The sequence below is a fragment of the Lederbergia galactosidilytica genome (assembly GCF_017873565.1).
Taxonomy (GTDB): domain Bacteria; phylum Bacillota; class Bacilli; order Bacillales; family Bacillaceae_C; genus Lederbergia; species Lederbergia galactosidilytica.
In genome coordinates, this window is the sequence record NZ_JAGGKH010000007.1 from 181657 (window position 1) to 194498 (window position 12842).

At 37.5% G+C, this 12842-nt stretch carries 12 protein-coding genes and 1 other annotated feature; of the genes, 4 read left to right on the forward strand and 8 right to left on the reverse strand.

Annotation, left to right across the window (positions count from 1 at the left end; translation table 11 throughout):
* Positions 1-268: 268 nt before the first annotated feature.
* The 3 genes from polX to zapA form a co-directional block, all read right to left on the reverse strand.
* Positions 269-1981 carry a DNA polymerase/3'-5' exonuclease PolX gene (polX, locus tag J2Z23_RS09525; RefSeq protein ID WP_057985332.1) on the reverse strand — a complete coding sequence of 571 codons (1713 nt, stop codon included), beginning with the start codon at positions 1979-1981 and terminating at the stop codon, positions 269-271.
* Between the two features lie 191 nt (positions 1982-2172).
* Positions 2173-2715, reverse strand: coding sequence for a CvpA family protein (locus tag J2Z23_RS09530; RefSeq protein WP_057985089.1), 543 nt, complete (start codon positions 2713-2715; stop codon positions 2173-2175).
* A 6-nt stretch (positions 2716-2721) separates the two neighbouring features.
* Positions 2722-2982: a cell division protein ZapA gene (zapA, locus tag J2Z23_RS09535; protein WP_057995483.1), complete on the reverse strand. Its 261-nt coding sequence runs from the start codon at positions 2980-2982 to the stop codon at positions 2722-2724.
* Between the two features lie 302 nt (positions 2983-3284).
* Here zapA and rnhC point away from each other — a divergent pair, with 302 nt between their 5' ends.
* Positions 3285-4217 carry a ribonuclease HIII gene (rnhC, locus tag J2Z23_RS09540; RefSeq protein WP_057985094.1) on the forward strand — a complete coding sequence of 311 codons (933 nt, stop codon included), beginning with the start codon at positions 3285-3287 and terminating at the stop codon, positions 4215-4217.
* Between the two features lie 117 nt (positions 4218-4334).
* On the opposite strand, the gene pheT is transcribed toward rnhC, so the two are convergent.
* The 3 genes from pheT to J2Z23_RS09555 all read right to left on the reverse strand — a co-directional run bounded on the left by pheT (position 4335) and on the right by J2Z23_RS09555 (position 8926).
* Complete coding sequence (gene pheT, locus J2Z23_RS09545) at positions 4335-6749, reverse strand: phenylalanine--tRNA ligase subunit beta (protein WP_057985096.1); 2415 nt, start codon at positions 6747-6749, stop codon at positions 4335-4337.
* 17 nt (positions 6750-6766) lie between these two features.
* Positions 6767-7804 (reverse strand): phenylalanine--tRNA ligase subunit alpha, encoded by a 1038-nt coding sequence (pheS, locus tag J2Z23_RS09550; protein WP_057985098.1) that lies wholly within the window; start codon positions 7802-7804, stop codon positions 6767-6769.
* Positions 7805-7854: 50 nt separating this feature from the next.
* Positions 7855-8119, reverse strand: a binding site (T-box leader).
* Between the two features lie 48 nt (positions 8120-8167).
* Positions 8168-8926 carry a TrmH family RNA methyltransferase gene (locus tag J2Z23_RS09555; protein WP_209973742.1) on the reverse strand — a complete coding sequence of 253 codons (759 nt, stop codon included), beginning with the start codon at positions 8924-8926 and terminating at the stop codon, positions 8168-8170.
* 221 nt (positions 8927-9147) lie between these two features.
* Between J2Z23_RS09555 and sspI the strand changes: the two genes are divergently transcribed.
* Together sspI and J2Z23_RS09565 are read left to right on the forward strand one after the other, a co-directional pair.
* On the forward strand, positions 9148-9354 hold the full coding sequence (sspI, locus tag J2Z23_RS09560) for a small acid-soluble spore protein SspI (RefSeq protein ID WP_057985102.1): 207 nt from the start codon (positions 9148-9150) through the stop codon (positions 9352-9354).
* A gap of 255 nt (positions 9355-9609) precedes the next feature.
* The gene (locus tag J2Z23_RS09565; protein WP_064468572.1) at positions 9610-10284 is read left to right on the forward strand and encodes a DUF421 domain-containing protein; all 675 of its coding nucleotides are present in this window, start codon (positions 9610-9612) and stop codon (positions 10282-10284) included.
* A gap of 54 nt (positions 10285-10338) precedes the next feature.
* On the opposite strand, the gene J2Z23_RS09570 is transcribed toward J2Z23_RS09565, so the two are convergent.
* Positions 10339-11424 (reverse strand): M42 family metallopeptidase, encoded by a 1086-nt coding sequence (locus tag J2Z23_RS09570; protein WP_209973744.1) that lies wholly within the window; start codon positions 11422-11424, stop codon positions 10339-10341.
* 207 nt (positions 11425-11631) lie between these two features.
* The gene (locus tag J2Z23_RS09575) at positions 11632-12123 is read right to left on the reverse strand and encodes a dUTP diphosphatase (RefSeq protein ID WP_057985107.1); all 492 of its coding nucleotides are present in this window, start codon (positions 12121-12123) and stop codon (positions 11632-11634) included.
* Positions 12124-12341: 218 nt separating this feature from the next.
* On the opposite strand from J2Z23_RS09575, the gene J2Z23_RS09580 reads away from it, so the two are divergent.
* The gene (locus tag J2Z23_RS09580) at positions 12342-12731 is read left to right on the forward strand and encodes a hypothetical protein (protein ID WP_057985109.1); all 390 of its coding nucleotides are present in this window, start codon (positions 12342-12344) and stop codon (positions 12729-12731) included.
* The last annotated feature ends 111 nt before the right edge of the window (positions 12732-12842 follow it).

Consider the following 12842-nt stretch of genomic DNA (forward strand, 5'->3'; position numbering starts at 1 on the left):
CCTCACTGATGGTTAGCGAGACTTATCGGGGGTGTTAGCGTCCGTTATCCCCACTTAGACTACTTAAACCTCTTTGAAATCTCCTAGTTTTGAAGTGGGGGTCTTACGGACGGTTGCAGCGGGATAAAGAAAACACCATGAGCTTGAAAAGCGAATGGATGTTGATTTATCGTAGGTGGGCACCGAAAGTTTGCTAGTCGCTGGGTGCTGGAGCTAGATAACACTAATCCCCTGTCATCAAAGCAATCCTAAAAAACTCTATACTTTCTTAGCTATTTAAAAACTCTCGTAATTTCTCTAATGGCCATGCATTTAGCACTGAAGAAGCTGAAAGCCACCCCTTCCTTCCGCTGGCTAGGCCTACTTTCATATATTCTAAGTTTTCCTTATTATGGGCATCCGTATTGATCGCAATTTTGACCCCAGCCTCATGTGCCATTCGAATATGTTTGGCGGATAGATCTAAACGTGCAGGATTCGCATTTAATTCCAGTGCTGTATTTGTCTGCTTAGCGAGTTCAATTAGTAATTTTATATCAACATCATATCCCTCTCTTCTACCAATAAGACGTCCAGTTGGATGGGCAATAATATCGACATGTGGATTTTCCATTGCATTTTTGAGTCGCTCCATTATTTTAGCTTGTGACTGTGAAAAACTTGAGTGAATGGAAGCAATGACAATGTCTAGCTCTGCTAATAAATCATCATCATAATTGAGGCTCCCATCTGGCAGTATATCCATTTCAGTTCCAGCTAAAATCGTGATATCGTTATACTTTTCATTTATTTTTCGAATTTCCTCTATTTGACTTCTTAACCGATCAGGAGATAGCCCATTGGCCACTTTCAGAAATTCGGAGTGATCTGTAATCGCCATATATTGGTACCCTTTTCTTCGACATGCCTCAACCATTTCTTCTATCGAATAAGCACCATCAGACCAAGTTGTATGCATATGCAAATCACCTTTTATATCATCCAATTCAATAAATGAAAGCTCTGAACGATATTCATCGATTTCCTTGCCATCCTCTCTAATTTCAGGAGGAATTAAAGGCAATTGAAAATGTTGATAAAACTCGGCTTCTGAATTGAAAGTCAGCACTTTACCTGTCTCCGTTTGCTCAACTCCATATTCACTTATTTTTTCATTTCTTTCTTTCGCAATTTGCCGCATCCGAATATTATGATCTTTTGAACCTGTAAAATGATGCAATGCTGAAGCAAATTCTTGTGGTTGTACAATGCGAAAATCAACTGAAACTTTGTATTGTCCTAATAAGGTAAGGGTAATCTTCGTATCGCCACTGACTGTTGCATCTTGTACATCTGGCATTGATAATAAGCGTTCCTTCACAGCCTTGCCGTGTTCAGTTGCAATAACAAAGTCTAAATCTTTCATCGTTTCCTTCATCCGACGTAAACTACCAGCACGGGAGAATTCAGTAATCTCTTCAATTTTTCCTAAATAATGTTCTATATTCTTCGCTAGAGGAAGCATATAAGCTATAGGTAGTCGATCTGGTTGACTTCCCGCTTCTGCAATCGCTTCTAAAATGCGCGTTTGCGATTTTTCCCCAAAACCTTTTAAACTAGCCACTTGATTACTTTCACATGCTGCTTTTAAGGTCTCAACATCAACAACAGCTAATTCTTGATACAATCGTGATATCTTTTTTCCCCCAAGGCCCGGTAACTGTAATAGGGGAATCAGTCCCCCAGGAACCTCTTCTTGTAAATTAGCTAAAACACTTGAATGACCTTCAAATATATATTCTTCAATCACTGCTTCCGTTCCTTTTCCAATTCCTGGAAGTTCACTAAAATGAGAGATTTCGGATAGGCTACGATCATCTGCTTCTAAAGCAAAGGCTGCCTTACGAAAAGCTGAAATTTTAAATGGATTTTCTCCCTTTAACTCCATATATATAGCTATCTGTTCTAAGAGACGGATCACATCTTTTTTGTTTATTTTCATATTTTTCACCAACCGCTTTACATTCTTCTTTACATATTCTATCAAAATCAATTGTAAAAAGAAAAACTTCTCTTTCAAAAGAGAAGTTTTCCATATTAGCCAAGAAGAGAACTAGATAACGAAAGAACTGTTATACATACTGTGTCCCTTGGAACTAGTTCTAATGTTAGCTTCCCTATTCCTTAAATAACTTAATTCTGGACAAAGTCAATCCACCATTTTTTAATTTCTGCCGAAAAATAAGGTGTATGATTTAAAACCAAATCAGATAAAATAGAATCTGCCAGAGCTGTTTGAATAGAAGCCGTTGGAACTAAGGCCGCAATGTACAAGAGAATAAAAATAAATAAATACATTTCAATTGTTCCTAAAGCTCCACCAGCAATAATATTAAGCCATCTAATTACAGGCAAACTAGCAACAATATCTAAAGCAGAACCAATTATTCCTAAAATAATTCTTGTTGCAATAAAAATAAGCACAAAGGCAATTGCACGATAAAAAGCTTCATCAAAGTTGGCACCATCTAAAAACATTTGAAAACTATTTTCGGCCCCTAAGTCAGGGTATGGGATCCAAAGTCTTAACTTTGGAGCAACTGTATCATAATACACATAGGCTACAACAAAGGAAACAACGAACCCGATCATATGAATCAATTGTAAAATGAAACCTCTCTTCACACCTATGAAAAAACCTAGTAATAAAAGCACAATCAAAGCTAAATCTAACATAATTGGTCATTCCTTTATTCGATTAAGTTCTTGCAGAATTCGTTCATACTCTTCTTGTAATTTCATATATTCATGAATTGAATTTACTGCCGTTAATACTGCTAAAGTTTCAGTATTCAAATTAGGATTAATCGAGTTAATTTCTCGCATTTTTTCATCTACAATTCCCGCAACTTCTTTCATATGATCAGGGGATTCCGTTCCAGTGATTGTATATTGTCTACCATGAATCAAAACGGAAACTCTTACTTTTTCTTGACCAGACATTTCTTCCCCCTCTTTTCGATAAAATCCTACAACATATCATATCATGAATGAAAACGGATGGGAATAAGAAAAAGTTCAAGCCACTCGGTAGGAACCACTTCTTGACTTGAATGTAAGCTTGCTATTGTGTAGTTTTGAGCCACTCAAATCATGGTGTATTCTTAGGTCCATATCAGCTAAACCTTTAACCTATTTACACGATAAAATGACCATAAGTCTTCCTCATATTCCATTTTTTTATGTTAAACTTAATCTTGGAATTCAAACGTATTGTATGATATTTAACATGAGGAAGTGATCGGTTGGCGAATACAGTTATTCAAGTAACTCAAACAGAAATTGAAAAAATGAAGAGCTATTATGCACAATATTTAAAAACAAACAATCCGCCAGGCAGTGTGTTTTCCGCTAAAAAACAAGGCTGTACGATTACTGCCTATCGTTCAGGGAAAGTCATGTTCCAAGGAACAGGAAATGAAGCAGAAGCCAAACAATGGGGAGGGGCATTACCAACCAAGAAAGCAGCACCTGCTAAAAAGAAATCATCTGGTATTCCTCTGCCGTCTAATATTTCATCTTTATCCGTGATTGGTTCTGATGAAGTGGGAAAAGGTGATTATTTCGGACCGTTGACCGTTGTTGCAACCTATGTGAAAAAAGAACAGATACCTCTAGTCAAGGAATTAGGTGTACAGGACTCCAAAAATCTTTCTGATGTAGAAATAGTAAAGATTGCAAAAGATTTAATAACTTTTTTACCCTACAGTCTTTTGACATTGCCAAATGAAAAATATAATCAGCTTCAGTCTTCTGGTATGACGCAAGGAAAAATTACGGCTAGACTGCACAACCAAGCTCTCAATTATTTGCTTAAAAAAATCGAACCTGAAAAACCAGATGCTATTCTTGTCGACCAATTTGCAGAAGCGCCAGTCTATTACCGCCATCTTCAAGGTGTCAAAGAAATTTGCCGTGAGAATGTATATTTTAGTACAAAAGCGGAAAGTATTCACCTTTCCGTTGCGGCTGCATCGATCCTAGCTCGTTATGCTTTCTTAAAAGCGATGGATCAATTAAGTCAAAAAGCAGGGTTCAAGTTAACAAAAGGTGCGGGCCCTAAAGTAGACCAAGATGCCGCACGTCTGATTCAAATTCAAGGGATACAAGCACTTAATACATTTACAAAAACGCATTTCGCAAATACAGAGAAAGCTAAAAAAATAGCCGGAATATAAGCAACTTCTACAAACAATTAAAACGACAGGATGTATAGACTGTCTATACATCCTGCCGTTTTATAAGATTCTTACAGTTGTTTTAAGTTTATTTACTACCAACAGTTACCTCTGTTTTTATCCTCTTAATTCGGCACCTGCTTGATCCTTTACCGCTGCCAATACTTTATCATGTACTTTGATTATTTCTTCATCTGTTAGGGTTTTTTCAGGATTAGCATATGTTAGTGAAAAAGCAATCGATTTTTTCCCTTTTTGCATATGTTCACCTTCATATAGATCAAATACCTTAATTGATTTTAGAAGTTTCCCACCTGCTGCTTGGATAATCCCTTCCAAAGTTCCTGCTGTGACTGTTGTATCAACAACAAGAGCAATATCTCTGGAAATCGACGGGAATTTAGGGATTGGTACATATTTTAATTCTGGGAGATCATAATGGAAAATCGGTTCAGCTTTGATTTCAAATACATAGGTATCTTTAAGATCTAATGCTTTTTCCATTGTTGGATGTAACTCACCAACAAAACCAATTACCTCACCATCTAGGACTATTTCCGCTGTTCTACCAGGATGCATATTATCTATTTTTGCTGCTCGCCATTCCACTTTGTCAGCAACACCCATTCTCGCAAAAAGTCCTGCTAAGATCCCTTTCGCTACATAAAAATCAACTGGTTTCTTTTCACCTTGCCACGCGTTCTCAACCCATAAACCAGTTAAGGCTCCTGCAATATGTTCCTGTTCATCAGGTTGTTGATTTTGTCCATTATTAAGAAAAATCGAACCTATTTCATAAAAGGCTACTGTTTCTTGTTGCCTGGCAATATTATAAGAGACAGATTCTAATAGTTGTGGAATCATACTCATTCGCAAACAACTATGTTCTTCACTCATTGGCATCGCTAGTTTTACGGGTTCTCGGGTTTCAAGTGCAAAGCGCGCCGATTTTTCTTCGGAAGTTAAAGAATAAGTGATTGTTTGAAAAAGTCCTGCCCCTTCTAGGAAATCTCTTGCTGAGCGGCGCTTTCCCTGCCCTTTAGTTAATCCACCGGAAGTAGCTGCACCCTTCGGTAAAGTCTTAGGTAAGAGATCATAACCATAAAGACGCGCAACTTCTTCGATCAAATCCTCTTCAATCTTAATATCCCCCCGACGTGGAGGTACTGTCACTGTAAAAGTGCTTTCTACAACTGAAACTTCAAACTGTAATCTTCTAAAAATTGCCATGACCTCAGACTCGATAATATCAGTTCCTAATACACGGTTGATTTTTTCTAATGTGATTGTAAGTGTGACAGGTTCAAGTGTTAAATAATCAGCCTCTACCCGTCCTGCTAATACTTCTCCACCTGCAAGTTCTGCCATTAGCTTAGCCGCTCGTTCAGCAGCAGGACGAACACGAGTAGGATCTACACCTTTTTCATATCTAGTGCTAGCTTCACTTCTTAAACCATGATGTTTAGAAGTTGCCCGGACAGATGGACCAGAGAAATAAGCTGATTCAAGCAAAACAGTTGTGGTTTCATTACTTACTTCAGTATATTCTCCACCCATTACTCCTGCTAAAGCTATCGGCATAGAGCCATTTGTGATGACCATTTGCTCACTTGTTAATGTTCGTTCCATACCATCCAGTGTCACCAGTTTTTCCCCTTCAGCAGCAAGCCTGACAACTATTTCTTGCGAACCCAATTTATCATAATCAAAGGCATGAAGTGGTTGACCATATTCTAATAAAATATAATTGGTAATATCCACAACATTATTATGGGGACGAATTCCCGCAGACATGAGACGGGCTTGCATCCATAATGGAGAAGGGCCAATTTTAACATTACGGATCACTTTTGCTGTGTATAATGGATTTTCCTCGCTTGCCTCAACCTTAACTGCAATATAGCTTTCCGCCTTTTCTGAGGAGGACTCTAGTTCTGTTTCTGGTAATTTGATCTCTTGATCAAGGATTGCCGCTGTCTCATAGGCCATTCCCAGCATACTCAGTGCATCTGCCCGATTCGGAGTAAGGTCAAGTTCTAATACCTTATCATCCAAGTTCAATAATTCTAGAACATCAGCCCCTATTTCAGCGTTACCAGGAAATACAAAGATTCCCTCTGCGAATTCCTTAGACACTAACTTGCCTTCTATTCCTAGTTCTTGAAGAGAACAAATCATACCATTTGAAACTTCGCCACGCAGTTTTGCTTTCTTAATTTTAAAATTACCTGGCAAGACGGCTCCTACCTTTGCTACAGCTACTTTCTGCCCCTTCGCGACATTAGGTGCTCCACAAATAATTTGAATAGGTTCTTCTTCGCCTACATCTACTAAACATTTATTTAATTTATCTGCCTCAGGATGTTTTTCACATTCCAGCACATGGCCAACAACTATATTTTTTACGCCAGCACTTTTTTGTTCTACACCATCGACTTCAATTCCACTTCTTGTTATTTTTTCCGCTAATTCATTTGCCGATATTCCCGCAAGATCAACATATTCTTGCAGCCATTTATAAGAAACAAGCATTTTTTATCCTCCTACCCTTATTCTTGCACCGCAAATTGTTGTAAGAAACGAATATCATTTGTATAGAAATGACGAATATCATCAATTCCATACTTCAGCATCGCAATCCGTTCAGGTCCCATTCCAAATGCAAATCCGGTATACTTCTCCGGATCAAACCCAGACATTTGGAGAACATTCGGATGAACCATCCCTGCGCCTAATATTTCAATCCAGCCCGTTTGTTTACAAATTCGGCATCCTGAACCTGCACAGATTTTACAAGAAATATCCATTTCTACTGATGGTTCTGTGAATGGGAAAAAGCTAGGACGAAGACGAATTTCGCGATCTGCCCCAAACATTTTCTTAGCAAAAACATCTAAAGTTCCTTTTAAATCTGCCATAGTAATATTCTCATCCACAACAAGCCCTTCAATTTGGGTAAACTGATGGGAATGAGTCGCATCGTCATTATCACGACGATATACTTTACCAGGGCAAACAATTTTGATGGGCCCTTTTCCCTCATGTTTTTCCATCGTGCGTGCTTGAACTGGTGAAGTTTGTGTGCGCATTAACAATTCTTCTGTAATATAGAAAGAATCCTGCATATCCCTTGCTGGATGGCCTTTTGGCAAATTGAGCGCCTCGAAATTATAATAATCTTTTTCCACTTCTGGACCTTCCGCCACTTGATAACCCATGCCAATAAACAGATCCTCAATCTCTTCAATAATCTTCGTTAAAGGATGGCGGCTCCCTGTTTGCACAGGTCTACCAGGTAATGTGACATCAATTGTTTCAGCTTCCAACTTTTTCTGTATGGCCGCTTTTTCTAAGTCATTTCGTTTCTCAGCAATCACTTCAGAAATACTTTCTCTAATTGTGTTTGCTAAAGCTCCAATTTTGGGGCGTTCCTCAGCAGATAATTTCCCCATTCCTCGCAAAACCTCTGTGATAGGACCTTTTTTCCCTAGATACGAAACACGAAGATCATTTAGTTCTTTTAAATTGGACGAGCTTTTAATCTTATCTAGTGCTTCTGTTTTTAGCTCTTGCAATCTTTCTCTCACTTTGTAGACTCCTCCTTATGTTTTTTCTAAAATAAAAAACCTCCTCCCTAAAAAGGGACGAGGTTTGTCGTCGCGGTACCACCCTTATAAACATGTTAGACATGCTCACTTCATTCTGATAACGGCAAGTGCCGATGCATCTTTACGTAACGATGTGCAAAAATGGAACTTCAAGTTTTTAAACACATAGTAGAACGGTCCTGATGCCGACTCAGGAGGTGAACTTCATTTGGCTTTGGCAAAAAATGCTTCCAGTCAAGGCATTTTCTTCCTAAATGCTTCCACCAAACTACTTTTCTCCGTCGACGTCTTTCGATTATTTAGATATACACATTATAGCTGTTTCCCCATCTGAATTCAAACCTATTTTCTCAAATGATATAGCAATATACCAGTAGCAATGGAAACATTGAGTGATTCACTTTGCCCATAGATGGGTATGTATAGGTTTTTTTCTGTTTTTCCGAGCGCTTCTTTTGAAACACCTGCCCCTTCATTCCCTACCACAAGTGCGAATGATTCCGTTGGCATGATAGTTTTAAAATCCACTGCTCCTTCTAAAGCCGTTCCAAAAAGCGGTATTTCATTTTGTTTTATTTGTTCTAACCATTCAATTAAATCTCCGGTTTCAATCGTAAGGTGGAAATGACTCCCCTGAGCCGACCGTATGACTTTCGGATTATAAAGATCCCCAGTTCCCTCGCCTAAAATGACAACTTCCACCCCGGCCGCATCTGCAGTACGAATAATCGTACCGATATTACCAGGATCCTGCACACCATCCAGTAAAAGAAAACGAGAATGTTGAACGAAGTCTACTTTCGTATTTCTTTTTTTACATACTGCAAATATTCCTTGAGGGGTCTTTGTATCAGAAATATGTTCACTAACTTCTTTTGAAATTAACACAACTGGAATTTCCTGGTGATTTATTGCCCAACCAGTTGATAATTCCTTATCCTCTTGAATGATCACTTCTAAAACCTCATTTGTTTTGAAGGCCTCTAAGAGTAAATGCTCTCCTTCAATTAAGTAAGTCCCTGTCTGATCGCGGAATTTCTTAGTGCGTAATTTTTTCCATAATTTGACCTTTTCATTTTTAGTTGATTGTATCACTTCCATATTTTTTTCAGGCCTTTCTAATGTCTTATTTCATTTAATCCCCTTCAAAAAGTAAATCAAGAAGCAAAATAAAAACTTCTCCCTATCCATTAAGATTTGCTTTACAATCTTTAAATGGTTGAACAATTTAGCTTTTATTACTTTTTGAAAGATCCCTCATACATATTACAACTCTTTTGAGAAAAACTAAACATCACATCTATTATAAAGGAGCCATGATCATGGATTTAAATTTACGTAAAGCAGTTATTCATAATGTTTCAGGCAATGACCAAGCCCAATTAAAGGATACCATTGTGGATGCGATCCAACGTGGAGAAGAAAAAATGTTACCCGGGCTAGGGGTTTTATTTGAAGTTATCTGGCAAAATGCAGACGCAAAAGAACAAAATATGATGCTAGAAACGCTAGAACAAGGTTTAAAATAAGCAGATATTAGCGAGCAATTTCAAGCGTAAGAGTAACCTGAGTCCTGTTAAGGATTCGGGTTTTTTCAATGGATTTTCTCTATAATCGTAGCATTTCTTAATAGCATTTTTCCTCCTTAGTCTCATTGAAAATAAAACAGCCATTAGCTCTGATGATAAGATTCGAAACCGCTCGCAATTTCTCTCTCCTGATTGAAAGCCAACTAAAACGGGTAAGCCATTTTATACAGGTATTGAACATAGGAGGAGTTTATTATGGACACTAGTATTACAGTGAAAGTCATTTCAGGATTAATTATCTTATTATTAATCATTCGTTTGTTAGGAAAAAAGGAATTATCTCAATTCACCCCATTTGACTTTGTTTATTTGCTAGTCATTGGCGGTTTCTTAGAGGAATCTGTTTATGATGAAAAAGTTAGTGTCTGGGAAGTACTTTACACCATTATACTATGGGCTATTTTAATTTATTTCATTGAAACAATTGTACGTAAATTCGATAAAATGAAGCCAATCATAAAAGGAGAGCCTGCTATTATTGTGAATGATGGAGAACTAGATATTAAAGAACTTAAAAGAAATAAATTAGAATCTGAACAACTTAGAACGATGCTCCGTCAACAGGGGATTTTTTCAATCAAAGAATTAAAATTTGCCATCCTAGAGCCGAATGGACATTTAAGTGTATTGAAAAATGAGAACTACTCCCCGGTAACAGCTGAAATGTTACATCTTCACCCAAATAAATCTTCCTTATCCCACTTGCTTGTTGATGAAGGAAAAATAAAAGAAAAAACACTGAAACTGATTGGCAAGAATAAAGAGTGGCTAATGAACCAATTGAACAATGAAGGTTATGAGAATATTAAAGAAATTTTTTATGCCGAATGGTCTGAAGTGAATGGTTTTACCATTAAAGCCAACTCGTAACTCCTTATCGCTTTGTTCGGTGAAGGCAAAGACCCGCAAATGCGGGCCTTATTCCTATTGATACGTAATTTTATCAACTGTTTCTCGATCCAAGCGCTTGATCACTTCTGTAATAAGCTTTACAGCATTTTCAAAATCATCCCGATGAAGAATTCCCGCATGCGAATGAATATAACGAGTCGCAATGGTCATTGCAATCGAAGGAGCACCTTCTGCCGCTAAGTGGATTGAACCAGCATCTGTTCCCCCACCTGGAATCGCATCAAATTGATACGGTATATTCAATTCATCTGCAACATCTGTGATTAGTTCACGCAAACCTTTATGGGAAACCATTGAAGCATCATAAAGGATAATTTGCGGGCCATCCCCCATTTTCGATTGCGCCTCTTTTTCTGAAATTCCTGGTGTATCCCCAGCAATCCCTACATCAACCGCAATCGCGATATCTGGTTGAATTTTATTGGCTGCTGTTTTGGCGCCACGCAGACCTACCTCTTCTTGAACAGTTCCTACCCCATAGACAATATTTTGATGGTCCACATTTTGCAGATTTTTCATTACATCAATAGCAATTGCACAACCAATACGGTTATCCCATGCCTTCGCAAGAAGCATTTTTTCATTATTCATCACAGTAAACTCAAAGTATGGAACCACCATATCACCTGGTCGGACACCCCATTCGACCGCTTCCTCTTTATTAGAAGCACCAATATCAATAAACATGTCTTTTATATCAATCGGTTTTTTTCGGGCCTCAGCTGACAAGATATGAGGCGGTTTAGACCCAATGACTCCTGTAATATCACCCTTTGAAGTAACGATCGTTACCCGTTGTGTAAGCATTACTTGCGACCACCAACCGCCAACAGTTTGAAAACGCAAAAAGCCCTTATCATCAATTTGCGTAATCATAAAGCCTACTTCATCTAAATGACCAGATATCATAATTTTCGGGCCATTTTCTGCTCCTATTTTTTTAGCGATTAAACTACCTAATCCGTCAGATTCCACCTCATCAGCAAAAGGGGTTATGTATTGTTTCATCACTTCTCTCGGCTCTTTTTCATTCCCAGGAATTCCCTTGGCATCGGTTAAATCCTTTAACATCGTTAATGTATTATCTAACTTTTTCAATTTGGTCCCTCCTTCACAATTTCGAAACTATTTCCATTATAATAAAAAGGAAAGATGGAATGCTACTAATAAAAAAAAGAAGATAAAAATGGCCAAAAAAGTTCGCAGTTTCACTTTTATCATGGCCTGTAGGATGTAGATTATAAAGTCGTTGCAGCAGGACGTCGCGTATTTAGCCTTTGATCTTTACCTTTTGAACATTCTCTGTTAATAGCCTTCCTCTTGACGTTTATAATTCACTTCATTTTTTTCAATATAAGCTTTTTGGGTATCATCAATTGTGAACCCAAGCGATTGTCCCAAAATAAAATATTGCCGTAATAAATCTTCGTAATCATTGAGTGAGCGTGATTGCCTTAGTTCACCAATTTGGTGATAAACTTTTAAGAAACTTGTAACTAAATCCTCATTACCTTCATAAGAAACAATTGAAAATGTGTTTTCGTCAAAGCCCAGTTCCAATCCTAAGGAGAGTATGAAATGGATCCCATCTACATATTCCTCCAAAATCACCTTACTATCTGAAGCTGGCTTTTTACTCCAGAATTTAAAACATCTTGTCTCATTTGCTAACTCGCCAATTTCTACAAATAAAGCGAGAGTTTTTTCTTCAAATAGAGAGCGATCTTGTAAACCATGTTCCTTCTCAATGTATTGATCTAATTTTCGTTGCATTTCAAACCATTCTTTCATTGTCATTGTAAAAATCCCTCCTAAAAAAATTATAACAAATAATGAAACTTTTTCTAAGCTCGTTCGTATAGCCAGTTGAGATGTTCAAAAAATGATACTCAAGTTTCTTCGTTCGCTTGTTGCTCCACTGCTCGTCCAGGACGTATTTGTCGACAGTAGCGTCTTTAATCGACTCGGTCTTTTTTGAACACGAATTATTAGATTATCCGATCGGAGGCTGTGTCATGCTTATTCTGCTAAGAATCGCTATTTTCGCCCTTATTATTTATTTGATTTATAAAATCATTAAATTTATATTAGATCCGAAACGAAAACTGGAAACCGCTCATGAACAGAAAAAGTATTTTTTCTATGATGTACCTGATAATATTAGAAAAAATTTCCTGATTACCTTTAATGGCGTTATGTTTGAAGGTGAAAAATATCTCGGTACAACCGATCGCTCCTTTGAAGTTGTTTCTATTTTCGTTTGGCCGCGGAATCCTAATCTACTTAAGGGTCTATCTTATGAAGATTTTCGATTTATCGAAAATGAAATTCAACTCCGTTATCCTGATAGCGCTATTGATTGGAAAAGTCCAATTAAAGAACTAATGGAGAAAAATAAAAAATAATATTCGGTCAGAAAGGGTCTACGAAAAATCGATTTATGATTTTTCGTAGACCCTTCTGATCGTACACTATTGATTTTCAATAGAGAATAGTGTATTTCTACATACGTGTCT